Genomic DNA, 24,416 nt, shown 5'->3' with positions numbered 1-24,416 from the left:
GCGCCGCGCCGTTGGTCAGAGCAGCGGCGACAACAGCCGCGCGAACGCTTCCGGCAGGCGTGAACGCCATAACGGCCGATGCCGCACAAAGCGCACTTCCTGCGCCTGTGCCATGTCGGTGCCGATCAGCCCGGCCATCTCCGCCGCCACCGCCTGGTCGCGGAACAGCATCGACAATTCGAAATTGAGCCGGAAGCTGCGGCTGTCGAAATTGGCGCTGCCGACGATGCAGACGTCGTTGTCGGCCAATAGCGCCTTGGTATGCAGCATGCGCGGACCGTATTCGTAGATGCGCACGCCGGCTTCCAGCAGCTCGTCGAAATACGAGCGTGCCGCATAAGTGACCAGGCGCGAATCGCTCACCCGCGGCACCAGCAGGCGCACGTCCAGCCCGCCGAGCGCGGCCGAGGTCAGCGCCATGCGCGCGGCTTCGCCGGGCACGAAATACGGGGTAACCAGCCACACCCGGTGCTTGGCCTCATGGATGGCTGCGACCATCAGGCGGTGGATCGCTTCCCAGGACGAATCCGGGCCGGACACCAGCACCTGCGCATCCACCGTGCCCTGCGCACGGGTGGGCACATCGTCGGGCCATAGCTGCTGGCCGTGGAAGGCCGCGCGGCCCTGGCCGGTGGCATAGAGCCAGTCTTCCAGGAACACCAGCTGCAGGCTGCGCACCACATGGCCCTGCAGGCGCACGTGCAGATCGCGATAGGCATCGTGACGCACCTGCTCGTTCTCGTCGTCGGTGACGTTGATGCCGCCGGTGAAGCCGACGCGGCCATCGATCACGATCACCTTGCGGTGGGTGCGCAGGTTCAACCACGGCCGCTTGAATGGCTTGAGCAACTGCGAGGGATGGAACCAGGCGGTTTCTACCCCGGCCTCGCGCAGCGTGCGCAAGGCGCGTCGGGTCATCGCCGATGAGCCGATCGCATCCATCAGCAGGCGCACCTTGACCCCGGCACGGGCACGTTCCATCAGCGCATCGCAGATCGCGGTGCCGCTGTGGTCGGGCTGGAAGATGTAGTACTCCAGATGGATATGGTCGCGCGCATGACCAATCGCTTCGATGATGGCGCCGTACGTGGCAGCGCCATCGACCAGCCAATGCACTTCGGTGGCGCTGCTGGGCGCCAGCCCGGTGGTGGACTGGGCGATCTTGGCCAGCTCGGTGCAGTCGGCATCCGGAGGGCAGACGCTGCTGTAGCTCTCCATGCCCGAGCGCGAGCGTCCGCGCCGCAGCCGCTGCCGTTTGACCTTTTGCGGACCCAGCCAGTAGTAGATCAGCAGTCCCAAGTACGGCAATGCCGCCAGCGACAGCACCCAGCTCAGCGTGGCCACCGGCTCGCGCTTTTGCAGCACGATCCAGCCGGCGATCCACAGCAGGTACAGCACATAGGCGGCGAGAAGGAGCGCTTCAAGGTGGGGAGCGTTGGCCAGCCAATCCCACGCGCTCTGTGCAAATGCGAACATGCGCGGATTCTACGGGGCGCACGCCGCGTTGCGATGACCGCAGGCTGCCCGTGTGACCGACGCGACGGCAGCAGCAGAGCCTCCCCAACGCTGCCAATACCGCTTTGCTCGTCCTGCCGCCCATCAGGCAGGCGCTACACGTGCCCCCTCCGGTACCGTCGGCCTCTTGCCCATGCCTATCTCAGCGTGCATGTCACCCGCTAGGCATCGCTGGATCGCGCTGCATCGAAGATCGACAAACGCGCGGCAGCGCTGCGGTGACAACCAAGGCCGGCCTTGCCGGCACGCTACGATGCGCGCGGGAAACAAGGCTGCCGCGCGAAGGCTGATGGATGTCCAGGACAACTCGCCTGTTTGAATTGCTCGGCCTGTTGCGTGCGCATAGATTGCCGGTGTCGGCAGCTGCGTTGGCCTCCGAGTTGGGTGTATCGCAGCGGAGCGTCTACCGGGATATCGACACCTTGCGCGCGCTCGGTGCGCCGTTGGAGGGACAAGCCGGCGTTGGCTATTATCTGAAACCGGGATTTTTCCTGCCGCCGCTCGCCTTCTCGCAGGAGGAACTGGATGCGGTCATGCTTGGCCTGGATTGGGTCAGACAACGGGCCGATCCTGCATTGGCCACATGCGGTGAAAGCGCTTTGACGAAGATCCTATCGGCCAGAAAGCATGGCGCGGGCACAGACATGGCGCCGCCGGCGATTCTCACCGCCGCCTCCACATCCGAGCGGACCGACCACCCGCAAACTGCCGTATTGCGCGATGCCATCCGTCGGCAATGCAAACTCGCGATTGGCTATGTCGATGCGCAAAACGCGCCGTCGGAGCGCATCGTCTGGCCGATCGCCCTGGTCTACTTCGACGAGGTACGCGTCCTGGCGGCCTGGTGTGAGCGCCGTGTCGCCTTTCGGCATTTCCGTGTCGATCGCTTGCATGTGCAGGCACTGCTGGAAGAGCGTTATCCGCAGTCGCGCCAAGCGCTGGTGAAACAATGGCGGCAACAGGATCGGGACTGGCGTTCGCTGCTGACAGTTTCTGGCACGACGCAACGCTAGCGTTTGTTGGCCGCTTCCCTTCCGAGGAAGCCAGACCAAGGAGATCTACATGGTTGCGTTTTCACCTGATGCGCTCGGTGCATTCCTGGACAACGAGGACACTTTGGCGATCGGCATGTTGAACCTGATTCGCTTCGAGCCCGATGGTGGCCGCCAGCGCTATCACCAGTATCTACGACTGGCCGAGCCGATTCTTGCCCGGTTTGGCGCACGCATCGTCTTCAGCGGCGATGGCCTGCCGGTGCTGACCGCGGGACAGGCGCAGGCGTGGGATGCGGTGACGCTGGTGCAGTACCCGAGTCGATCTGCCTTCAAGCACATGATTGCCGACGCGCAGTATCAAGAAGCGTTCGAGGTCGGACGTTCGGCCATTGCCGATATCGTGCTGCAACCCTTCCACGGCATCACGTTGTAGCCACCTGCTGGACGTGTTGCAGGGTGTTGCCGGCGATCGCGCAACGTTGCCGTCTTCGGGTCGAACCTACGGCGCACGCGTGTCGAAGCCCATGTCGAAGCGGGCACCGCAGCACCGACAAGATCAAAACAAATCCAATTGCGGCGTGTCCGGTTTGGGCGGACGGAACTGCGTGGTATCGAGCCTTGGCAATCGCCCGAATCCAAGGCGCCGATACGCGATGGAAAACCGTTGCGCGATCAGCTCTGCAAACGGGCCTTCGCCAACCATGCGCTTGCCGAAGCGACTGTCGTAGTCCTTGCCGCCACGCATCTGCTGGATCAGGCTCATGACATGCTTGGCGCGATCCGGGTAATGCAGCTCAAGCCACTCGCGCCATACCTGGGTGAGCTCGTGCGGCAAGCGCAGCAACACGTATCCGGCCGAGCGTGCGCCATGGGCCGCGGCCGCTTCCAGGATGCGCTCGAGTTCCTTGTCGTTGATCATCGGGATCACCGGAGCGACCAGGACGCCGACCGGCACGCCGGCAGCGTGTAGCGTCTGCATGGCGCGTAGCCGTGCGTGCGGCCCCGCGGCGCGCGGCTCCATCTTTGCCGCAAGACGATTGTCGAGCGTGGTGACCGAGAAATACACCGACACCAGGTTGTGCTGCGCCATCCCGGCAAGCACATCGAGGTCGCGTTCGATCAATGCTGCCTTGGTCACGAAGCTGACGGGATGCCGGGCCTCTGCCAGGACGTCCAGGCATTGCCGGGAAATACCCAGGCGCCGCTCGGTCGGCTGGTAGGCATCGGTATTGATCCCCAACGCGATCGGCGAGCACTGGTAGGACGGGCGTGCGATTTCTGCACGCAGCAGGGCTGCAGCGTTGGGCTTGGCGAAGATCCGCGTTTCGAAATCCAGGCCGGGCGACAGATCCAGATACGCGTGCGATGGCCTGGCAAAGCAGTACACGCAGCCGTGCTCACAGCCGCGGTACGGGTTCACCGACTGCGAAAACCCAATGTCGGGCGAGTTGTTGCGGCTGATGATGCTGCGTGCGACTTCTTCGGCCACCACGGTCTTGGGACGAACGGCAGTCTCGGCCTCGGCGTCGAAGGTGTCCCACCCGTCGTCGATCTCCGTGGCAGTGGTGACCGAGAAGCGACCGGGCACGTAGGCAGTGGTGCCGCGGCCCTTGATCACCGTTCGCGAGCTGCGGACATCTCGATCGGTTGGATTGGGCGTGCTCGCGTTGGGAAGCTTCGTTCGCATGTTGTTAGTATTAATGCTAACAACGCGTACCGCAAGTCAGACACTCCGCAATGAAGCGGACCCATCGTGCGACCGCACAGGCAGCGCGACGGTGCGCAAAGCAAACGTGAGCACGCCGTGTGTCGGCACTCAGCTCGCAGTGCCCATCGGTCTTCAAAACACATCGCGTCGCTGCAACAGTGGCCAGACCGGATGCTCAACAAACCGACCATGCGCGCTTAGCCAATCCCGAATCACTGCGCCGAGCCATACAGCGCTTGCGCCGACTGAAACAGGATCCAGCTCGTCGCGATGAACTTGTCGCCGCCGACCGGGCGGTTGCCGCGGTGGGTATGGGTGAAGGCGGTCGGGGCGATCAGCAGGCTGCCGGTGCGTGGGCGGGCCTTGCGTTGCTGGAACAGGAATTCGGTTTCGCCCTGTTCGAACTCGTCGTTGAGATACAGCGTCCATAGCAGGTGCCGGTGCAGCGTGTCGGCGCTGGCATCGCGCGGATACAGCTCGCAATGCCAATACGGGTAGCCACCCTGGTCGGCCGTATACCACTGCAGATTGATCGCGCCCGGGCGCAGGCAGGTGCGCGCCAGATTGCCCAACGCCTGCTCGCTCATCTGCACGATGTCCTCGGCCACCAGGCGATGTGGTGTGCCATCGGCGGTGGTCACTTGCAGCATCAGCGGTGAGATCAAGGCCTGCGGATACTGCCGGAGATAGGTGAGCACGCCGTCGAACACCGCCTGCTGCAGGCGGCTTTCCACTTCAGCCCATCCGGCCACGCCACTGATGCGCAGGTCGCGGCTGTGTTTGAGGTCTGGGAACACACCGCCACCGATGCGGCCCGGATGCAGTTGCTGGCTCTGGCGCATGCGTTGCACGATGGCGGCGCACTCTTCGCGCGAGATGGCGTCGTCGGTGATCTGGATGAAGTCGGGTTGGCTCATGCGCTTGACCATAGCAATCTGGCGCGTCGGCTGCAGCGTCCGCCAAGCAGTGCGCACAGGTTGGAGCAGCACACGAGGTTGTCGACAGCGCCAGCGCGTGGCGAGGTTGCGACACCGGGCATGGTGGTGAAGCGCTGCACGGATGCGGGGTGTCCTGCCAGCCTCGCGTGCTGCCGGCTGCCGGCTGCCGGCTGCCGGTGTCGCGTGTGGGCGTACAAAGCGGCAAAGAAAAACCCCGCCGAAGCGGGGTTTTTCGTCAAACCATGCGTGCTGCGACGATCAGAACTTGTAATTGATCGACGCGGCCAGCACGTCGCCCTTCACGTGGTAGCTGCCAGCCAGACGGTCGCCGGTGGCGCTGCGGGTGTCGCTGGTCGGGTCGCTGGTGAACAGGTGGGTGTAACCGAAGTTGTATTCGGTCTGCGCCGACGGACGCCAGCTCATACCCAGCGACACCCACTTGCGGCTCGCGTCCGGCACGCGCACGTCGCGGTGGTCGGCCGTGGTCGGGGTCTGGTCGTATGCCAAGCCGCCGCGCAGGGTCACCGTATCGCTCATGCGGTAGTCGGCACCGATGGAGGCGAAGGTGGTGTCGCGGTAGGAGAAGTCCAACACGCTGTCGGGTTGGTTGGAGGCGAAATCCACGGTCACCTGGTCGAACTTGCTCCAGGCGGTGCGGGTGACGTCGGCCATGATCGACCACTGCTCGTTCACGTTGTGGGTGAAGCTGGCGGTGGCGCTGGCCGGCAATTTGACGGTGGCGCGGCCCTTGGTGTCGACGAAGGTGCCCGGTGCGGCCACGCTCAGCACGGCGGCAGCACTGCCCGGCACGGTGAAGTCGGCGGTGCCGTCGGTGATCTTGTGTTCCACCTGCGAGCGGTAGCTGAAGCCGATGTGGGTATTCTCATCGATGCTGAACAAGCCACCCAGGGTGAAGCCCACTTCGGTACTGTCGCCCTTGATGCGCGAGTAGCCATCGGCGCTGCCCGGCGCGAAGCCCGGCACGCGGCGCGCAGCCAGCACGCTGCCGAAATCCACCGCGTTGGCCAGGTCGATATCCAGACGCTCGGCGAACACCGAGGCGCCGAAGGACACGTACGGGTTCACGTCATAGGAGAACGCGACGTTGAAGTCGATCGCCTGCAGCTCGGTCTTGGTGCCGTGGTAGCGGCCGACCCAGTCGCGGTCGTATTCGGTCTTGAAGCCGAACGGCACGGTCAGCGAGGTGCCCAGGTGCATGTTGTCGTTCTCGCCGAACGGCACGTGGAAGTACATCGCCGGGACCGGCGCGATCATGCCGGCATCGCCGCCGTTGCCGCCGGAAACCGGAGCGCCGTTGGCGTAGTTGGCCGACTCAGGCTGGAATTTGGCCGAGAAGCTGATGGCGCTGACGTCGGCCTGGAACAGGCGACCGTCCAGCTGGCGCATACCGGCCGGGTTGTTGACCATGATGGAGGCATCGTCCGGGGCGCTGCCCGAACCTGCGAATGCGCGGCCGAGGCCCTTGGCGCTGTTTTCCTTCAGCTGGAATGCGGCGCCGTGCGCCTGACCAACGGCCAGCACGCCGGCGATACCGACGGCCAACAGGGTGGCGCGGCTGAGAGTGGAAGCGGTAGACATAAGTTGTAGCTCTCCGGATAAGGACTGCAATGGTCGATTCAGCGCCCGCGTCCAGCACCAATCCAGGCCCGGAGCGCGCCGGAGACCCCCCCCCGACATACGACGCCGTACGCAGTATACCTATGACGATTAACCGAACAATAACGAGTCGCGCGCTGAACGCGCTGTCAGGTTAGGGTTGGGTTCAGCAGCGTGGACCGGCTATTGTCCCCCTCCGATGTTTGTCTCTCTCCCCTCCCGCAAGAAACCCACACCACGCTGGGCGGTGCCGCTGCTGTTTGCGACGGTGTGGCTGGCTTATCTGTGGTCGATCAGCCGGCCGGGCGAGGCACGCAATACGCTGTGGCTGGACTGGGGCGCACTCTCCAGCGGCGTTTCCAATCTGGGCGACTGGTGGGCCACCTTGCGCGACGGCAGCGTGTTGCGCCTGTTCACTGCGCTGTTCCTGCACGCCGACTGGTCGCATCTGCTCGGCAATCTGGTGTTCCTGCTGATCTTCGGGTTGCCGGCCGAGCGCATCCTGGGCCCGTGGCGGTTATTGCTGCTGTTTCTGGTTGGCGGCGCCGCCTCCAACCTGGCGGCGATCTTTGCCATCGGCACGCCGGACCGGGTGATCATCGGTGCCTCGGGCGCGGTGTCGGCGTTGATCGGCACGTACCTGGCGCTGTTTCCGGGTGCCAAGCTGGGCGTGGTGCTGCCGCTGGGCGTGTTTCTGGAATTCATCCGGGTGCCGGCGCCCCTGCTGATCGGTGTCTGGGCGATGCTGCAGGTGGTGTTCGCCTACATCGGCCCGGCCTTCGGCATGGTGGCGTGGTCGGCACATATCGCCGGCTTTGTGTTCGGCATCGTCTACGGCTTGTACGTGCGCGCGGCGATCGCACGGCGGCTGCGCAAGCGCCATGGCTTCTGAGGCGCGCAGCACGCCTGGTGTCGAGCTGGGCAGGCGCTGATCGCTGCGCGGCTGAGCCAGCAACGCGCGATGCTGCGCACGTCGGCGGCCAGGCGTGCGTGCCTATAATCGCGGCATGTCCAAGTCTCTGTACAAAGTCACCTTCCTCAATCACGGCAAGGTGTACGAGCTCTACGCGCGTGAGGTCACCGGCAGCCATCTGTGGGGCTTCAATCAGATCGGCGAGCTGGTGTTCGACGTGCACGATGGCCTGGTGGTGGACCCCACCGAAGAACGCCTGCGCGAAGAATTCGGCAACACCAAGACCCTGCACCTGCCGATGCAGAGCATCGTGCGGATCGAAGAGGTCGAGAAAAAAGGCCAGTCGGTGATTCGCGATGCCACCACCGGCGACAAGGTGGTTACCCCCTTCCCCTCGCCGATCAAACCACGCTGATGCGCATTCTGGTGCCCGACGATTACCAGGGCGCCGTCGCGCAGCTGCCGTGCGTGCAGCGGATGCAACGCCACCAGGTGCAGGTACTGGGCGCACTGGACGAGGATCTCGATGCGCGCGTCGCGTGTCTGGCCGACGCCGATGCGCTGGTGCTGATCCGCGAACGCACGCGGATGGATGCGGCGCTGCTGCAACGACTGCCACGGCTGAAACTGATCAGCCAGACCGGGCGCGTGGGCGCGCATGTGGATGTGGCGGCGTGCACCGCGCTGGGTGTGGCGGTCGCTGAAGGCGTCGGCTCACCGGTAGCACCGGCAGAGCTGACCTGGGCATTGATCCTGTCGGCCAGCCGTCGGCTGACGGAGTACCAGCATGCATTGCAACAGGGCCGCTGGCAGGCACTTGGCGATCCCGGCTTGGGGCGCGTGCTGCATGGGCGCACGTTGGGGATCTGGAGTTACGGACGGATCGGCCAACGCGTGGCCAGCATCGGGCGCGTCTTTGGCATGCAGGTGGTGGTGTGGGGGGGCGAAGCGTCCTGTGCGCAGGCAGCGCGCGACGGGTTCGCGATTGCGGGCAGCCGAGAGGAGTTGTTCGAATGCAGCGATGTGTTATCGCTGCATCGGCGCCTGACCGCGCAGACACGTCACGACGTCACCGCACAGGATCTGGCGCGCATGCGCAACGACGCGTTGCTGGTCAACACCAGCCGTGCCGAGTTGATCGTCCCTGGCGCCTTGCTGGCGGGGTTGGATGCTGGCCGGCCGGGGTACGCCGCGCTGGATGTGTTCGAGCATGAGCCGGTGCTGGACCCGCGCGATCGGCTGCTGCTCCATCCACGCGTGTTGGCAACACCGCATCTTGGCTATGTGGAACGCGACAGCTACGCGCTGTATTTCGACGCGGCGTTCGACAACGTGCTGGCGTTTGCCGCGGGTACACCGCGCAACCTGGTCAACCCCGAGGTGTGGGCAACACCGCAGCGGGTGTGATTCCCCGCTGCGTTATCGCGGCCTTGAAGCACCCGACAAAAACGCGTGCGCTGCCGCCAGGTACGCGGCGGCCAGTGTTCGGTGCGGCATGTACCGCTCTCCCACCGATTCCTGTGCGCCGACCAGACCGACGTCACAACGACGCGCGCAGGTCTGTTGCCTACGCTTAGTTGACCGGCTCGGCGGGCTTGTCCGCTGGCGGCGTCGGCTGTGCCGGTTCGACTGGCGCAACAGGTGCGGCAGTCGGCTTGGCTTTGCCTGCCGGTTCGGCCGATTTGGGCGTGTTCGTGGTTGCCGGGCGCGCTGTCGCCGGCTTGGACTCGGCACCGGTCTTGGCGGCCTTGGCCTTCTGCGCTGCCTGCGCCTTGGCCTTGCGTGCAGCTTGCGCCTTGGCGGCGGAGCCGGGTTGCTTGAGTTCGGCCAGGGCTTCGTTGATCGGGCCGTCGCCCGGCAACACGTCGCCAGCGCTATAGCCCTCTTCGCCTTCGTCGTCGCCGCGCAGATGGCCGGGCAAGGTGGCTTCGCTGTAGTCGGTCAGGCTGGCCGGCACATCGGCATCGCCCGGCTGGGGCTCGGGGGTGAGCATCACCTCCGGCACGATGCCGCTGGCCTGAATCGACTTGCCGCTAGGCGTGTAATAACGCGCGGTGGTGAGCTTGACCGAGTCGCCGTTGTCCAGCGGCAGCACGGTCTGCACCGAGCCCTTACCGAAGGTGCGGCTGCCGATGATGCGTGCGCGCTTGTTGTCGCGCAGCGCACCGGCCAGCACCTCCGAGGCGCTGGCCGAGCCGGCGTCCACCAGCACCACCACCGGTGCGCCGCTCAGCAGATCACCCGGGGTGGCGTCGAACTTGGCATCGCTGATGGAGATGCGTCCGCGCGTGCTGACGATATTGCCCTTGTCGAGCAGATCGTCGGCCACCTGCACCGCCGAGGTCAGCAGACCGCCGGGATTGCTGCGCAGATCCAGCACCAAGCCGCGCAACTTGCCGCCGGCCTGCAGCTGCTTGAGGTTCTTCTGGAAGTCGGCACCGGTGTCGGCCTGGAAGGTGCTGATGCGGATGTAGCCGTAGCCGGGTTCCAGCATCTTGCTACGCACGCTGGCCACGCGGATGGTTTCGCGCTGCAGGGTCACATCGAACGGCTTGGGCGTCTTGTCACGCACGATGGTCAGGACCACCTTGCTGCCGGATTCGCCGCGCAGCGGCTCCATCGCCTTGCTCGCATCGATCGGCTTGCCGTCGATGGCCACGATCACATCGCCGGCGCGGATGCCGGCGCGCGCAGCCGGGGTGTCGTCGATCGGCGCGATCACCTTCAGCGTGTTGTCCTGCTGCTGCAGCAATTCCACGCCAATACCGTCGTAGGCGCCGGTGGCCTGTTCGTCGAAGGCTTCGGCGTCTTCCTTGTCGAAATAGGTGCTGTGCGGGTCCAGGTCCGAGAGCAGGCCGCGCACGGCGGCGTGCATCAGCTTCTTGTCTTCGACCGGGTCGACGTAGGCCTGCTTGACCGCGTTGTAGACCGCCACGAAGCGGCGGATCTCATCCAGCGGCACCTTGGAGACAGCGGCTTCATTGGCTTCCGGATCGTCCGCGGTGGCCTGGGCGGCGGCGGGGCCGGCCTTCTGCGCCCAACCGGGCGACGCGAACAGGGCCAGCGACAGGGCAACGGACAGGACGGCTACGCGCATGAAGCACTCCGACAAAGAGATAAGGCGCCCCGCAGCGCGGAGCTGACCGGATTATGCGCGAAGCAGCGGTAAATCCGCGTTGAATTGCGGGCGGTGCGCTGCGCTTAGCGGCGTTGCAGCCAGCTCGATGGATCTACCGGCTGCCCGTTGCGACGCAATTCGAAGTACAGCGCCGGCACGCCCTGCCCGCCCGAACTGCCGACCTTTGCCACCGCTTCGCCGCGTTTGATCGACGCGCCGGCATCGCGCAGCAAGGTGTCGTTATGCGCGTACAGGCTCATGTAGCCGTTGCCGTGGTCCACGATCAGGATCATGCCGTAGCCGGTCATCCAGTCGGAAAACACCACCGTGCCATCGGCCACTGCGGTGACGGTGGTGCCCTTGGGCGCGCCGATCAGTACACCCTTGCTGGTGTGGCCATCGGGCAAGGTGGCATTGAAGCGCGCCAGCAGATTGCCCGACACCGGCCAGCTGAGTCCGCCGACCTTGGGGGCCGGTGCACTGGCGACGACCTTCGGTGGCGTCTTGCCTGGGCGATCGGGGCGCTCGGTTTTGCCGCGTTTTGCCTGCGCAGCGGCTTCGGCGGCAGCGCGTTTGGCGGCAGCGCGACGTTCGGCTTCGGCCTTGGCGGCGGCGGCGCGCAGATTGGCAAGCAGCTGCTCCAGCGCTTTTGCGTCCTGGCCGATCGCCTTTTCGCGTTCGGCGCGTTGTTTGTAGCGATCGTCCAGTTGCGCGACGGTGGCCGCTTGCTGCGAGCGATCCTTCTGCAACGTGGCGGCCTGCGCTTTTTGCTGTGCGCGCGCTGCATCCAGCGCCTGGCGGCGGGTGGCGATGTCCTGTTCCACTTTCGTCAGGGCATCCAGCTGCGTGGTCAAGGCGTGGATGCGCTGCGCACGCGCGTTCTGCACATAGCGGTGGTCGGCCAGCATGCGCGTGGCATCGCCCACCGTGTCCTGCGAGAGCAGCACTTTCAGCGGCGCGTTGCGGCCCACCTGATCGGCAGCGCGCAACAATGCCGCCAGCTGCGCGCGCTGGTTTTGCAGGCCGCGCTGCAACTGCGCGCGTTCCTGCTGCAGGGTGGAAAGATGTTGTTCCTGCGCGCGCATCGCCGCTTCGGTCTCGCTCAGGGCGCGTGCGGTCCTGGCCACTTTCTCGTCGGCTTGGCGCAACTGTTGTGCAGCGGTGCCGCGCTTGCCTTCCAGCTCGCGCCGATCGGCGCTGATGGTCTTGAGCTCATCGCGTAGCTGCTGCAGTTTGCGCTCGGTGTCGCGTTGGCTCTGCGCGCTTGCGCCCACGCTGCCGAGCAATGTGCAGGCCAGCACGCACGCCGCCAGCCACCTCTGGCCACGTCCGGTGGCAGGGGCGAGCAGCAAGCGCGGCGGCAGTGCGGGCGAAGGGGGCAACGAAAGATCCAGTGACTTCAGGCAGGTGCGCGATTGTAGCCAAGCATGATGTTATCGCCGCCACGCCCCAGACAACCGCCGCCGCGCGAGGTTCAGCATGAAGCCCCAAATTCTTCTCCTGGCACTGTCCCTGGTCTGTACGAGCGCCTGGGCCGACGACGACGTCAGCAAGGTCAACGGCCGCATCAGCGCAGACGCCGGCAAGTCCTATGGCGCACTGGAAACGGTGAACGGCTCCATCGAGATCGGTGCCGGTGCGCAAACCAAGAGCGTGGAGACCGTCAATGGCGGCATCCGCATCGGCGATAACGCGCGCACCGGTGGCGTGGAAACCGTCAACGGCGCAATTACGTTGGGTCAGAAGGTGACCGTGTCCGGCGGGCTGGAGACGGTCAACGGCAGCATCCTCTCCGAGCGCGGAAGCCAGATCAGCGGTGGCATGGAAACCGTCAACGGCAGTATCGGATTGGTGGGAACCGAGCTCGGCAAGGGCATCGAGACCGTCAACGGCGATATCACGGTCGGGGTGGGCTCGCATGTGCGCGGCGGCATCAAGGTGACCAAGCCAAACTTCGGTTTTTCGTTCCAGACCTCGCGCACGCCGCGCGTGGTAATCGGCCCGGGCGCGGTGGTCGATGGACCGCTGCACTTCGAGCGCGAGGTCACCCTGTACGTGCACCGCAGCGCCAAGATCGGCGCGGTGAGCGGCGCCACGGCACGCAGCTTCGACGGCGACGTGGCGCCGAAAGACTGACGCGTTCGGCACCCACCCGCCCGTGCGTGCGTCGGACCGAGGGCGCCTGCTTCAGGCGCCCTGCCCGGCGTGCATTGCCGACTGCAGCACATCCAATCGCGCGCTCACCTCACCATGCGGCGTACGCACTAAGATCGGGATTCCGCCGCACGAGGAGTTCCGATGCCCCGCAAGATTCTGTTGTGCCTGGCCGCGACGCTGGCCCTGGCCGGCTGCAAACGCGAACCCGCCGATGCGCCCAGCGCGCCTGCCACGCAGACGCCGACCGATAGCGCGCCCAGTGCGCCGGTCAGCCGCCACACCTTCTCGCCGGAACTGACCACCGGCGATTTCGCCGAACTGGTCAAGACGCTGGCGTCGGACGACTTCGAAGGCCGCGGCCCGGGTACGCCCGGCGAAGAAAAGACCGTGACCTATATCCGCGACCAGATGCAGCGCATCGGGCTGCAGCCGGGCAATGGCGACAGTTGGTTCCAGGAGGTGCCGATGGTGGAAACCACCGCCGATGCATCCACCGCGCCCAGCCTGCGCAGCGGCGACAAGACCCGTGCCCTCGCCTTCGGCACCGACATCGTGGTCGGTACGCGGACCGGCCAAGCCGAGGTCAAGCTGGACAACAGCGAGCTGGTGTTCGTCGGTTACGGCGTGGATGCGCCCGAGCAGCAATGGAACGACTACGCCGGCCAGGATTGGAAGGGCAAGACGGTGGTGATGTTCGTCAACGACCCGGGCTTCCACACCGACGATCCCAAGTTGTTCGACGGCAAGCGCATGACCTACTACGGGCGCTGGACCTACAAGTTCGAAGAAGCCGCACGCAAGGGCGCGGCTGCGGCGTTGATCGTGCACGACACCCCCGGTGCCAGTTACGGCTGGGACGTGGTGAAAAATTCCTGGTCCGGCCCGCAATACGACTTGCCGGCCAAGGACGACCCGGACCCGCGCCTACCCGTGCAGGGCTGGATCAGCGCCGACACCGCCAAGCAGCTGTTCGCCAACGCCGGGCTCGATCTGGCCCAGGCCTACAAGGATGCCAGCAAGCGTGGTTTCAAGCCGGTGCCGTTGAAGGCCAGCTGGTCGGTAGACCTCAAGAGCACCATCGCGGCGAAGACCTCGCGCAACGTGGTCGGCGTGCTGCCGGGCACCAGCCACGCCGATGAAGCGGTGCTGTACATGGCGCACTGGGATCACCTGGGCAAGCATCCGGGCGAAAGCGGCGACAACATCTACAACGGCGCGGTGGACAACGCCACCGGCGTGGCTGGCATTCTGGAAATTGCCGATGCATTCGCGCATCAGGATCCCAAGCCGGCGCGGTCGGTGGTGTTCCTGGCCGTGACGCTGGAAGAATCCGGCCTGCTCGGTTCCAAGTACTACGTGGCCAACCCGAGCTTCCCGCTGGACAAGATCGCTGCGGTGATCAATCTGGATGCCATGTCGGTCGCTGGACGCGCGCGCGATGTCACCGTGGTGGGCATGGGGAGCTCGGAGCTGGAGGACATCCTCAAGCCGATCGCCGCGATGCAGGGCCGCACCCTGCATGCCGAAGCCACGCCGCAAAGCGGCTCGTATTTCCGTTCGGATCACTTCAACTTCGCCAAGGCTGGCGTGCCGGCGTTGTATGCCGACGGTGGTGAAGACCTGCGAGAAGGCGGCACCGCCGCCGGACGTGCCGCGGCGGAGGACTATGGACGCCACCGCTACCACGCCCCCGGCGACGAATACGACGCCGCCACCTGGAAGCTCGATGGCACCATCGAAGACCTGCAGGTGGTCTATGGGGTGGGTAAGGATGTGGCGGCCGGCGAACGTTGGCCCAATTGGTACCCCGGCAACCCGTTCAAGGCCGCGCGCGACCGCATGATGGCCAACAAGCCCGGTGCAAGCGCGGCGACTGCGCAGCCGGCTGGCGCAGACGCCAGCGACGCTGGCACCACGGGCTCGACGACGACCAAGGCCAAGTCCCCACGCTGAGGCCTGCGGTGGCATTGCTGCCACGCGTTGGCAGCAATGCACCAGCAAGGCGATTCGCCACCGGCAGTGAGCAACAGCTCTCACGCAAACGGCCTCCAATCGGAGGCCCTTTGCGTTGCTGCGTCATGTCAGGCGTTTGGCCAATGGCCTGGCCACGTGATCCAAACATGATCTCGCGCTATCGCTTGAGTGCGGCAGTTGCATGTACTTGCCAATACGTGCACGCCGAATCGATCAGTGGAGTGGCAATGGCGGCGGTGGCACTGCATCTGCACCCACCGACCTGCCCTACCCGCTCAGCACGCAAGCGCGATGCGCTTCCCCTCAATCGCCATCCACGCTCACCACGTGTCCATCGTCCGGATCCACGTGCAGTTCGACCTTCTGCCCATTGCGCTTGGCATCGGCCTTCCACAAGCCGTCCTTGAATTTGAGGTCGTGCACGTCGGCATAGCCACCGGTGGAGAGCGCTGCGCGCACATCGGCTTCGCTGAGCTTGGACGTGGTCTGGTCCCCGTAGACGCGGCCAGTGACCGGATCGATGTGCACGTCCACGTCCTTGCCATCGCCACTGCGCGCATCTGCGGTCCATACGCCATGCTCGAACTTGACGTCGTGCACCTTGGTGTAGCCCTTGGCGGTGAGCATGCTGGTGACCTCAACGGAGGTGAGCGCCTTGGCCGGCTTGTCGGCCGTCGCCTGCGCGAACGCTCCGTGCGACACCAGGGAAAGTGCGCCGATCAGCGCGGTTTTCATCAATCGCTGTGTCATGAGAATGCTCCTGCAGTGAAGTGCGTCCATGCTGGCCGGCAAGCGATTGCCATCAGGTGAAAACACGCAAGCAGTCACGACGCAGATTCAGTTAGCTGAAATGCAAAGTCGTCCATTCACTCCCGCTACACGCATCTTTTACGTTGCGGATTATTCACACGGTGAGCCTGCATCTACCGTGCACGGCTGTAACGCTGCGACCACGCAGTGCCTGCTCGCCTTATCGCAGGCGATTCACGTCCACACGCGCTGTGCGTTCCCCAAAAAACACAGCCGCCTTACGGCGGCTGTGTGGTTCGTCAGCGTGTGGTGCGTGCAGCAGAAATTCCTGCGGCGGTAGCGCCAGCAGCGCGCGTCGCCAGCGCAGCCTGCGGCGACAGGATCGACATCTGCGGTTTGTCGGTGCCGTCCTTGTTGGGATGCACGTTGTACGAATAGGTGATGTTCCACCACGAACCGGCTGCCCACCAGGTCCAACCCAGCCACACATCTGCGTTGGTCTCCATGTGCGCCAACATGCCTTGCAGCGCGTGGTTGCAGACCGCGTTGCTGGCGGTACCGAATTCGGCCAGGAAGCCTCGCTTGTGGTTGGTACGCAGCCACTGGGTGAAGTTACGCAAGCGATCTGCGCCAATCGTGGCACTGACACAGGTGGTGCTGGTGCCGCTGGAATCGGCATCCAGGTACTGATGCACTTCGAAGGCATAGCGATTGAGCGGGTCGTAGATCGACGCCAGCGCAGTGGCGTTGGAGTAGCCATCGGACGTGAGGGAATACCAACTATGCGCGCCTGTCCACAATGCGCCTGGCACCAGAATCAGGTTGTTGGCGCCGGTCCTGCGGATCGCATCAATGGCAGCCTGCGCTGCGCCGGCCCATTCGCTGGCCGAAATATTGTTGGGCTCATTCATCAGCCCGAACATCACCGCAGTGTCGCTCTTGAACGCCAGCGCGAGGCGACGCCATACATCGGTGAACGTGGACACCGGTACTTCCGGGCTGCCGATCTTGTAGCCGTAATACTTGGCGTAGTTATGGATATCGATCACCAGATACATGCCGGCTGCCTTGGCGCGTGCCACGGCCTGTTGCACCAACGCCAGCTGCGTCGGATCCAGCTCACCACGCGCGGTAGGCTGCAGCCGTTCCCACAGGATCGGCAGGCGAATGGTGTTCATGCCGACGCCGGCGAAATAGGTGTAATCGCTGGCCGGGGCATACATATAGTCCTTGTTGAGAACGCCGGGCTTTTTGGACGATGCGAACTCGGCACCCGAGAGATTGACCCCGGCATAGGTGAGCGCGCGCGTCTGCGCGTGGGCAAGCGGCAGGCTGCCTAACACGATGAAAAGCAGCGCATAGCGCACCAGCGTGCGCATCGAGAAAGACACAGCAGACATGAAACAACTCCTTCGACGGCGGGGAAGATGCAGGTCTGTGCTTACGCGTTATGCGATGCGCTGCATCCACCGGAATCAATGCATCAGCTGTGCCCATTTGCTGCGTGCAGTCCATAGAACACCAATCTGCGAACTGCATCGCAGTCACACTCTGGTAGGTGCGCTTTTAAGATTGATAGGCTGCACAAAAATTGCGGCAAATCGCGTCGTGCTTTTGCAATTGGGGCGTGCGCTTGGCAGCGCTGTCGATTTTGCGTCGTATGGACGTGTTCGCCGCCAGCGGCATGACGTCATCTCCATGACGCCCTGCCGTTTTGAAAAAGGCGAGGACGATGCGGCAACGAATGCATCGACCTGTTTCCTGCAGGAGCGACGCAATCGCTGCCGAAACTCTGCAACGCTCAAACCGGTGAGAAGTGCGCGCTCGCAGCTGGATATACGAGTGATGTGTGTTGCGCCAATTGCGTGGTTTGTTGCTGTGCGTAAACCAGCCGAAGAAACGATGGTGCAGCCACCAGGCGGGCACGGCCGGGACCCGGCGTGCACCACGCGTCTGCTCCGGCTGCTGCGCCATCCACACCGCCTGACGACGACTGGCTAGTTGCGTTGGCCGCGCTTAATCGGTGATCCGATGCGCATGCGCGCTCAATATCGACATCTGCGGCTTGTCGCGGCCTTGCGCATCCGGATGCACGTTGAACGGATAGGTCGCAGGCCACCACGCACCTGCCGCCCACCAGGACCAGCCCAGCCAGACATCGCTGTTGGATTCGATGTAGCCGAGCATGCCGTTGAGCGCGAGATTGCAGGTGACATTGTTGCCGGTGCCGAATTCACCAAGAAATCCGCGTTTTTTGTTCAGACGCAGCCATTCGGTGAAGCTGCGCAGCCGCTCGACCCCGACCGTGGGGCTGACGCAACCGCCGCTGGTGCCGCTGGAATCGGTATCCAAGTATTGATGGACTTCGATGGCATAGCGGTTGAGTGGATCGCCAATGGATGCCAGCGCCACCGCATTGGACTGCCCGGCCACGGTGGAGTACCAGCTATGCGCACCAGTCCAGAGCGCACCTGGCACCAGAATCAGATTATTGGCGCCGGTTTTGCGAATGGTGTCGATCGATGCCTGTGCGGCCGCCGCCCACGACTGTGGATTGATGTCGTAAGGCTCATTCATCAGCCCGAAGATCACGGCGTTGTCGCTCTTGAAGGCGATCGCCAGTCGACGCCACAGATCGTTGAAGGTGCTGATCGGTACTTTGGTGCTGCCGATGGTGTGGCCGTAATATTTGGCGTAGTTGTGCACGTCCACGATCACGTACATGTTTGCCGCCTTGGCATTGGCGACCGCTTGCCGGATCAGGGCCAGCTGTGCCGGGTCCAGCTCGCCACCAGCCCTGGGCTGCAGGCGTTCCCACAGGATCGGCAAGCGAACGATGTTCATGTGCTTGCCGGCGAAGTAGGCGTACTCATCGGCCGCCGGGTAGTGGTAATCGACGTTGATCACGCCTGGTTTTTGCGAGGATTTGATTTCGGCGCCGGAGAGGTTGACGCCTGCATATTTGAGGCTGTTGCTCTGCGCCTGCGCGAGCGGCATGACGGCAAGCAATAGCAGAGACAGCGCCCGGCAAGGCGGCCGGCGCGTACGCGTGGTGGGGGATGGCATGGGGGACTCCTGAGACTTCTGCGTGCGAGAGACGTGTGCAAGGACGTCGCGCTGATGCGAGCATGAGCTGGCTCGATGTAAGGCAGCAACGCGTCCATCACCAGACTAGGCGTAAGCGCCCGCACAAACTACGGGTGTGAGGGATCAATGCACCAAGCTGTGCAGTGACGCGCAGTTATTCTGTCGGCACGCGCACGCATGGCGCGACAACGCAGCGATTTCTTGCTAACGCTTCAATCGGAATAACAGCGCACCATGATGTACTCAATGACGTACTGCACATCGCGAACGCATGCTGCTGTTTCCGTGCAACCTTTCGCTCCTCCGATGTTTCGATCGCGATACGTCGCTCCACTGGCAATGCAACGTTTCCGTGCATTGCGCACATCGCACTTGGAGGCAGTGCTTAGGCGAGCGTGCGCAAGTAGATGCGATGGGCGACATCGGATGACATCGCTTGCAAGCAGCGCACGTACATCGGCACCAGTGCGTCGCACCAGGCCATAGGGAGGATCAGCGTTGTCCTGCCACTTGCGCGCGCGCATGGGAGATATCGCCGACACGCATGCCTAGCTATCTCAAGTCATCGAGAGCGTATGTGGGCAACTGCAGCGCGTTGGGCTGGTGATAGATCACCCACATCTTCTGCGATGTGCACGCCAGCCAGCTGCTGCCCGCTTTCTCTTCGTCAGAGACTGCGCCGCGCGGCACAGGAGAAGAGACACACAAAAAAGTGGCCGCAACAGCAGTTGCGACCACTGTCTAGCTGCGTCGCAGATTACTTGCCGGCGCGGCGTGCGTACTTGCTCAGGATCGCCATCTGCGGTTTGTCGCTACCGTCCTTGCCCGGCTGCACGGTGAAGGGGTAGTCCGGCTTCCACCAGGAACCTGCCGCCCACCACGTCCAGCCCAGCCACACGTCGCTGTTCTGTTCCATGTAGGTCAGCATGCCTTCCAGCGCCTTGTCGCAGACGGGATTGTTGGCTGTGGCGAACTCGCCCAGGAAGCCCTTCTGCTTGTTCTCGCGCAACCACGAGGTAAAGCCCTGCAGCTTTTCCTGGCCGACCGAATCGCTGGTGCACACCGGCTTGGTGCCGCTGTAGTCCTTATCCAGGTACTGGTGCGCTTCGAAGGCCAGGTTGTTGCCCGGGTCCTTGAGGATTTCCAGCGCCTTCGCATTGGAGACGCCGTAGCTGGTGCTGCGCCAGCTGTGTGCGCCGGTGTAGGCGGTGCCCGGCACCAGGATCAGATTCTTCGCGCCGGTCTTGCGGATCGCATCGATCGCCCCCTGCGCAGCATTGGCCCAGTCGGGTGCGGAGATGCCATTGGGCTCGTTCATCAGCCCGAAGATCACCGCCTTGTCGTCCTTGAACTCCAGCGCCAGCCGGCGCCACAGATCGGCCAACGCGCTGGCCGGCACATCGTTGGTGCCGATGCGCTGGCCGTTGTACGTGGCATAGTTGTGCAGATCCAGAATCAGGTACTGCTTGTTGGCCTTCGCTGCCTCAAGCGACTTCTTGATCAAGCCCAATTGCGCCTGGTCCAGCGGGCCATTGAGCTCGGGCTGCACGCGTTCCCACAGGAAGGGCAGGCGGATCGTATTCATGCCCTTGCCTGCGAAATAGCTGAAGTCCGAGGGGGCAGGGTAGGTGTAGTCCTTGAACAAGGTGCCGGGCTTCTTGCGCGAGTTGAACTCGGCGCCGGACAAATTGACGCCGACATACTTCAGGGCAGTGGTGTCCTTCTTGGGGCCGCCAGGTTCCTTGGCCTGGACCAACGGACTGGCAGCGAGCAAGGTCAGCGCGAGCGCAGCGCTGCGCAAGCGGGGAAAGTGCGGGGGAGTGCGGAACATGGGAGTCTCCTTCGGCATCGACATGGGCGGCCGCGGGGGAGGGTACGGCCAGTGCAGATGGTGCAGGGCGATCAGCTGCTGCGTGAGCCCAGGAACTCGCACGTTAGCGTGCCATTCACGCGCATCGCGTGGATTTGACCGCATCCGAACACGCGAAAGGCGCATCATGCCGCCGCGGCCGCCTTCGCAAGAGACCAGGTAAGACGCACTGTCGCAGGAGTGCGACGTTGCTGCGTTTTAAGCTACCGATCCTTTCTTTCTGTTGTCGGCGCACCTTGCCGACGACGCAACGCCCCGGAGTCTTCCCCATGAGTACTGCCCACGCCTACGCTGCCCAGGCCGCCGATCAACCACTGGCCCCGTTCGTGTTTGAACGCCGCGCGCCCGGCCCCGATGATGTGCAGATCGACATCGCCTACTGCGGCGTGTGTCACTCGGATCTGCATACCGCACGCAACGAATGGCACAACACGCGGTATCCGTCGGTGCCGGGCCACGAAATCGTCGGCCGTGTGACCGCCGTCGGTAATGCCGTCACCGGCTTCAAGGTCGGCGACCTGGCTGGCGTCGGCTGCATGGTCGACAGCTGCCGCAGCTGCACTTCCTGCCAGGAAGGCGAAGAGCAGTACTGCGAAGCCGGTTTCACCGGCACCTATAACGGTCCGATGTTCGGCGGCGGCGAGAACACCTACGGCGGTTACTCGGACCATATCGTGGTCGACCAGAAATACGTGCTGCGCATCTCGCACACCGACAACCTGGCTGCCGTGGCGCCGCTGCTATGTGCCGGCATCACCACCTATTCGCCGCTGGCGCATTGGAAGGTGGGTCCGGGCCAGAAGGTGGGCGTGGTCGGCCTGGGCGGCCTGGGCCACATGGGCGTGAAGATCGCCAAGGCGATGGGCGCCACCGTGGTGCTGTTCACCACCTCCGAGAGCAAGCGCGCCGATGCGATCCGCCTGGGCGCCAGCGAAGTGGTGATCTCCAAGGACGAGGCGCAGATGGCGGCGCAGTACAACACCCTGGACTTCATCCTCAACACCGTAGCCGCACCGCACAACCTGGACCCGTTCCTCAATGCGCTCAAGCGCGACGGCGCCATGGTGCTGGTGGGCGTGCCCGAGGAATCGCATCCGTCGCCGGCGGTGTTCAACCTGATCATGAAGCGCCGCACCCTGGCCGGCTCGCTGATCGGCGGCATTCGCCAGACCCAGGAAATGCTGGATTTCTGCGCCAAGCACAACATCGTCTCGGACATCGAAACCATCCGCGCCGACGAAATCAACGCCGCCTACGAGCGCATGCTCAAGAGCGACGTGAAGTACCGCTTCGTGATCGACATGGCCACGCTGGACAAGGCGGCCTGATTGGTGCTCCGTTAGGCTCATGTGATACCGCTTGCGTCCTCGCAGGGCGCAAGCGTTAGCCAATAGCAGAATTACAGCCTTAAAGCTGAGGGCGCTGCCTTAAAGGTGAGTTACTAGCCACTGCTACTAAAATAATACTGCCCGGCGCTAAGTACTGCTTTGGAGAGTAATTTTGACTGCTGTGCTGAGTAAGCAATCGCAAAGATCATATGGCGAGGATGCTTTCAAGAAATGGAAACTCGCATAAGCAAAAAACGTCAATTTGAGAACGAATTAGCTCGTCACCGGTATCGTGCTTTCCAAGGCTGAGGTAGTAATTTTCTTCGTTGTATTTAGCGAAGATTAGCCACTCGCCAGTAAGTGATGAGTCAACCCTAAGACGTTCGAAGTTAAACACAACTATATCATGGGCGAACTCTTCTATGTCCGCCTCAGTGACATACCTTTCCTCCCCAGAGGCTGCCGCATCTGCAATTTTCTTCTTGAAAGAAGGGATGCCAAATCTACCCATGCCTTTTCTGATATTGATAACCAGGCTTGGTAAATCGTCTTCGAGGTAATGTTGATGCCAAAGACCTTGAAGCGGGGGATGCTTGAATCGAGTGGCCGCTTTTAACCCATTGGCCGCCGCAACGCCCTCCAGTACTCGAATTTGGCTCACAACTTTCGCTGGATTAAGTATCCCGGATTTAGCTGCCCCAAATAACTGAAGCACAAGCAAAAAACTATATCGTCCCGTAACTAATGATTCGAGGCCGATTGACTCGGCGAAATAAAGCAACTCCGGCGTAGCATCGCTGCCATCACTACGGGTTGCTTTAAATTGCGACATATACATTGCGTGCGCTGCCTGACGGCTTAGTTGAGTCGTGCGCGATGCAGCGCTTTCTCTCTTATGCCCTATGCCGCAGCCGGCTCCTTGACCTGCGCTTTCACGCCCAGCAGATGCACGATGCTGCCGGCCGCGTCGCGGCCTTCGGCCACGGCGGTGACCACCAGGTCGGCGCCGCGCACGCAATCGCCGCCGGCGAACAGGCGCGGGTTACTGGTCTGGTAGGGCAGGCGGCCGTTGCCGTCGGATGGGGCGACGATGCGGCCGTTGCTGCCGGCTTCCACGCCTTGCGAGGCCAACCAGTCCGGCAGGGTCGGCGAGAAGCCGAAGGCGATGATCACCACGTCCGCTTCCAGCAGCGATTCGCTGCCTTCCACCGGCACCGCGTTGCGGCGGCCGCTGGCGTCGGGTTCGCCCAGCTTGGTTTCCACCACGGTCACGCCGATGGCTTCGTCGTCGGCGCCGGATTCGATCGACAGCGGCTGGCGGTTGAACAAAAAGCGCACGCCTTCTTCGCGCGCGTTGGCCACCTCGCGCGCCGAGCCGGGCATGCTGGCTTCGTCGCGGCGGTAGGCGCAGGTGACCTTGGCCGCGCCCAGGCGGATGGCGCTGCGCACGCAGTCCATGCCGGTGTCGCCGCCGCCCAGCACCACTACGCGCTTACCGTTGAGGTCGGGCAGGGCCATCTGGTCTTCCCAGCCGGCGATCGGGCGGCCGTGCGGGTCGTTGCCGCCGACGATGCGGCTGTTCTGCACCAGGAACGGCAGTGCCGGCAGGACGTTCTTCAGGTCCTGGCCGGGCAGGCCGCCATCGGTGTAGCGGTAGGCGCCGGTGCCCAGGAACACGGCATCGTATTCGCTCAGCAGCTGCTCGATGCTGACGTCGCGGCCCACTTCCACGCCCAGGCGGAACTGCACGCCCATGCCTTCGAGGATCTCGCGGCGCTTGCCGATCACCGACTTGTCCAGCTTGAAGCTGGGGATGCCGAACTGCAGCAGGCCGCCGATCTGCTCGTAGCGGTCGTAGACCACCGCCTCGATCCCGGCACGCACCAGGCGGTCCGCGCAGGACAGGCCGGCCGGGCCGGCGCCGATCACTGCCACCCGCCAGCCGCTCGGCTGCACGTTGCCCAGGTCCGGGCGCCAGCCCATCTTGAAGGCGGTGTCGACGATGTATTTTTCCACCGCGCCGATGGTGACCGCGCCGAATTCCTCCAGCGTGCAGCTGCCTTCGCACAGGCGGTCCTGCGGACACACCCGCCCGCACACTTCCGGCAGCGGATTGGTGGAGTGGCACAGCGCGGCGGCTTCTTCGATGCGGTTTTCCTGCACCAATTGCAGCCACTGCGGGATCGCGTTGTGCACCGGGCATTTCCAGCTGCAATACGGGTTGCCACAGTCCAGGCAGCGGCCGGACTGGTACTGCGCGTCGGCCTTGTCGAACTTGCCGTACAACTCGCCCCAGTCACCGGACGTGCGCAGCTCCACCGGAATGCGCGTGGGCATGGTCCGGGGCAGGTCGAGGAATTGGAAGGCTTGCTTGCGGCTCATAAGAACATCCGTGGCTGATTCCCTTCTCCCGCGTGCGGGAGACGGTGCCCCCGAAGGAGCGGAT

The 24,416-nt window shown here is 63.8% G+C and carries 21 protein-coding genes; 8 read left to right on the top strand and 13 right to left on the bottom strand.

Annotated features, from left to right (window positions below):
* Nucleotides 1-15: 15 nt before the first annotated feature.
* Nucleotides 16-1,476, bottom strand: a complete 1,461-nt coding sequence (cls, locus tag XpruCFBP8353_RS21215) for a cardiolipin synthase (protein ID WP_101364999.1) — start codon at nt 1,474-1,476, stop codon at nt 16-18.
* Nucleotides 1,477-1,808: 332 nt separating this feature from the next.
* Between cls and XpruCFBP8353_RS21210 the strand changes: the two genes are divergently transcribed.
* Nucleotides 1,809-2,528 carry a helix-turn-helix transcriptional regulator gene (locus tag XpruCFBP8353_RS21210; RefSeq protein ID WP_101364998.1) on the top strand — a complete coding sequence of 240 codons (720 nt, stop codon included), beginning with the start codon at nt 1,809-1,811 and terminating at the stop codon, nt 2,526-2,528.
* Nucleotides 2,529-2,577: 49 nt separating this feature from the next.
* Nucleotides 2,578-2,943, top strand: coding sequence for a DUF1330 domain-containing protein (locus tag XpruCFBP8353_RS21205; RefSeq protein ID WP_101364997.1), 366 nt, complete (start codon nt 2,578-2,580; stop codon nt 2,941-2,943).
* 123 nt (nt 2,944-3,066) lie between these two features.
* Here the strand turns inward: XpruCFBP8353_RS21205 and XpruCFBP8353_RS21200 are convergent, their stop codons facing one another.
* The 3 genes from XpruCFBP8353_RS21200 to XpruCFBP8353_RS21190 form a co-directional block, all read right to left on the bottom strand.
* Entirely contained in the window at nt 3,067-4,197 is a 1,131-nt protein-coding gene (locus XpruCFBP8353_RS21200; RefSeq protein ID WP_101364996.1) for a PA0069 family radical SAM protein, read from the bottom strand.
* 233 nt (nt 4,198-4,430) lie between these two features.
* The gene (locus XpruCFBP8353_RS21195) at nt 4,431-5,135 is read right to left on the bottom strand and encodes a 2OG-Fe(II) oxygenase (RefSeq protein ID WP_101365026.1); all 705 of its coding nucleotides are present in this window, start codon (nt 5,133-5,135) and stop codon (nt 4,431-4,433) included.
* 279 nt (nt 5,136-5,414) lie between these two features.
* Entirely contained in the window at nt 5,415-6,755 is a 1,341-nt protein-coding gene (locus XpruCFBP8353_RS21190) for an outer membrane protein transport protein (protein WP_101364995.1), read from the bottom strand.
* Between the two features lie 217 nt (nt 6,756-6,972).
* On the opposite strand from XpruCFBP8353_RS21190, the gene XpruCFBP8353_RS21185 reads away from it, so the two are divergent.
* The 3 genes from XpruCFBP8353_RS21185 (at nt 6,973) to XpruCFBP8353_RS21175 (ending at nt 9,093) form a co-directional block, all read left to right on the top strand.
* Complete coding sequence (locus XpruCFBP8353_RS21185) at nt 6,973-7,665, top strand: rhomboid family intramembrane serine protease (RefSeq protein WP_023901941.1); 693 nt, start codon at nt 6,973-6,975, stop codon at nt 7,663-7,665.
* A 115-nt stretch (nt 7,666-7,780) separates the two neighbouring features.
* Complete coding sequence (locus tag XpruCFBP8353_RS21180; protein ID WP_008572943.1) at nt 7,781-8,101, top strand: DUF1820 family protein; 321 nt, start codon at nt 7,781-7,783, stop codon at nt 8,099-8,101.
* Entirely contained in the window at nt 8,101-9,093 is a 993-nt protein-coding gene (locus XpruCFBP8353_RS21175; protein ID WP_101364994.1) for a D-2-hydroxyacid dehydrogenase family protein, read from the top strand. Before XpruCFBP8353_RS21180 ends, XpruCFBP8353_RS21175 begins: the two co-directional genes overlap by 1 nt.
* 166 nt (nt 9,094-9,259) lie before the next feature.
* On the opposite strand, the gene XpruCFBP8353_RS21170 is transcribed toward XpruCFBP8353_RS21175, so the two are convergent.
* Both XpruCFBP8353_RS21170 and XpruCFBP8353_RS21165 read right to left on the bottom strand, forming a co-directional pair.
* Entirely contained in the window at nt 9,260-10,783 is a 1,524-nt protein-coding gene (locus XpruCFBP8353_RS21170; protein ID WP_101364993.1) for a S41 family peptidase, read from the bottom strand.
* A gap of 104 nt (nt 10,784-10,887) precedes the next feature.
* Entirely contained in the window at nt 10,888-12,186 is a 1,299-nt protein-coding gene (locus tag XpruCFBP8353_RS21165; protein WP_207759699.1) for a murein hydrolase activator EnvC family protein, read from the bottom strand.
* Nucleotides 12,187-12,283: 97 nt separating this feature from the next.
* On the opposite strand from XpruCFBP8353_RS21165, the gene XpruCFBP8353_RS21160 reads away from it, so the two are divergent.
* Complete coding sequence (locus tag XpruCFBP8353_RS21160) at nt 12,284-12,940, top strand: DUF4097 family beta strand repeat-containing protein (protein WP_101364992.1); 657 nt, start codon at nt 12,284-12,286, stop codon at nt 12,938-12,940.
* A gap of 162 nt (nt 12,941-13,102) precedes the next feature.
* Complete coding sequence (locus XpruCFBP8353_RS21155) at nt 13,103-14,914, top strand: M28 family metallopeptidase (RefSeq protein ID WP_101364991.1); 1,812 nt, start codon at nt 13,103-13,105, stop codon at nt 14,912-14,914.
* Nucleotides 14,915-15,238: 324 nt separating this feature from the next.
* Here XpruCFBP8353_RS21155 and XpruCFBP8353_RS21150 read toward each other — a convergent pair whose 3' ends face one another.
* The 5 genes from XpruCFBP8353_RS21150 to XpruCFBP8353_RS21135 all read right to left on the bottom strand — a co-directional run bounded on the left by XpruCFBP8353_RS21150 (nt 15,239) and on the right by XpruCFBP8353_RS21135 (nt 20,603).
* Nucleotides 15,239-15,685, bottom strand: coding sequence for a PepSY domain-containing protein (locus XpruCFBP8353_RS21150; protein WP_101364990.1), 447 nt, complete (start codon nt 15,683-15,685; stop codon nt 15,239-15,241).
* Nucleotides 15,686-15,984: 299 nt separating this feature from the next.
* A complete protein-coding gene (locus XpruCFBP8353_RS21145; protein ID WP_101364989.1) occupies nt 15,985-17,085 on the bottom strand; it encodes a glycoside hydrolase family 5 protein in 1,101 nt (366 codons plus the stop codon).
* Nucleotides 17,086-17,251: 166 nt separating this feature from the next.
* Nucleotides 17,252-17,659 (bottom strand): hypothetical protein, encoded by a 408-nt coding sequence (locus XpruCFBP8353_RS23575; RefSeq protein WP_133125691.1) that lies wholly within the window; start codon nt 17,657-17,659, stop codon nt 17,252-17,254.
* A 42-nt stretch (nt 17,660-17,701) separates the two neighbouring features.
* Nucleotides 17,702-18,751 carry a glycoside hydrolase family 5 protein gene (locus tag XpruCFBP8353_RS21140; protein WP_101364988.1) on the bottom strand — a complete coding sequence of 350 codons (1,050 nt, stop codon included), beginning with the start codon at nt 18,749-18,751 and terminating at the stop codon, nt 17,702-17,704.
* Between the two features lie 778 nt (nt 18,752-19,529).
* Nucleotides 19,530-20,603 (bottom strand): glycoside hydrolase family 5 protein, encoded by a 1,074-nt coding sequence (locus tag XpruCFBP8353_RS21135; RefSeq protein WP_101364987.1) that lies wholly within the window; start codon nt 20,601-20,603, stop codon nt 19,530-19,532.
* Nucleotides 20,604-20,911: 308 nt separating this feature from the next.
* Here XpruCFBP8353_RS21135 and XpruCFBP8353_RS21125 point away from each other — a divergent pair, with 308 nt between their 5' ends.
* Nucleotides 20,912-21,970, top strand: coding sequence for an NAD(P)-dependent alcohol dehydrogenase (locus tag XpruCFBP8353_RS21125; protein ID WP_101364985.1), 1,059 nt, complete (start codon nt 20,912-20,914; stop codon nt 21,968-21,970).
* A 205-nt stretch (nt 21,971-22,175) separates the two neighbouring features.
* Here the strand turns inward: XpruCFBP8353_RS21125 and XpruCFBP8353_RS23570 are convergent, their stop codons facing one another.
* Together XpruCFBP8353_RS23570 and XpruCFBP8353_RS21115 are read right to left on the bottom strand one after the other, a co-directional pair.
* Nucleotides 22,176-22,808, bottom strand: a complete 633-nt coding sequence (locus tag XpruCFBP8353_RS23570; protein WP_133125690.1) for a hypothetical protein — start codon at nt 22,806-22,808, stop codon at nt 22,176-22,178.
* Between the two features lie 62 nt (nt 22,809-22,870).
* A complete protein-coding gene (locus XpruCFBP8353_RS21115) occupies nt 22,871-24,352 on the bottom strand; it encodes an FAD-dependent oxidoreductase (RefSeq protein WP_101364983.1) in 1,482 nt (493 codons plus the stop codon).
* Between the last annotated feature and the right edge of the window lie 64 nt (nt 24,353-24,416).

Source organism: Xanthomonas prunicola, assembly GCF_002846205.1.
Classification (GTDB): domain Bacteria; phylum Pseudomonadota; class Gammaproteobacteria; order Xanthomonadales; family Xanthomonadaceae; genus Xanthomonas; species Xanthomonas prunicola.
Note: the sequence above shows the minus strand (reverse complement) of the source record. Positions and strands in the feature narration are given on the sequence as shown.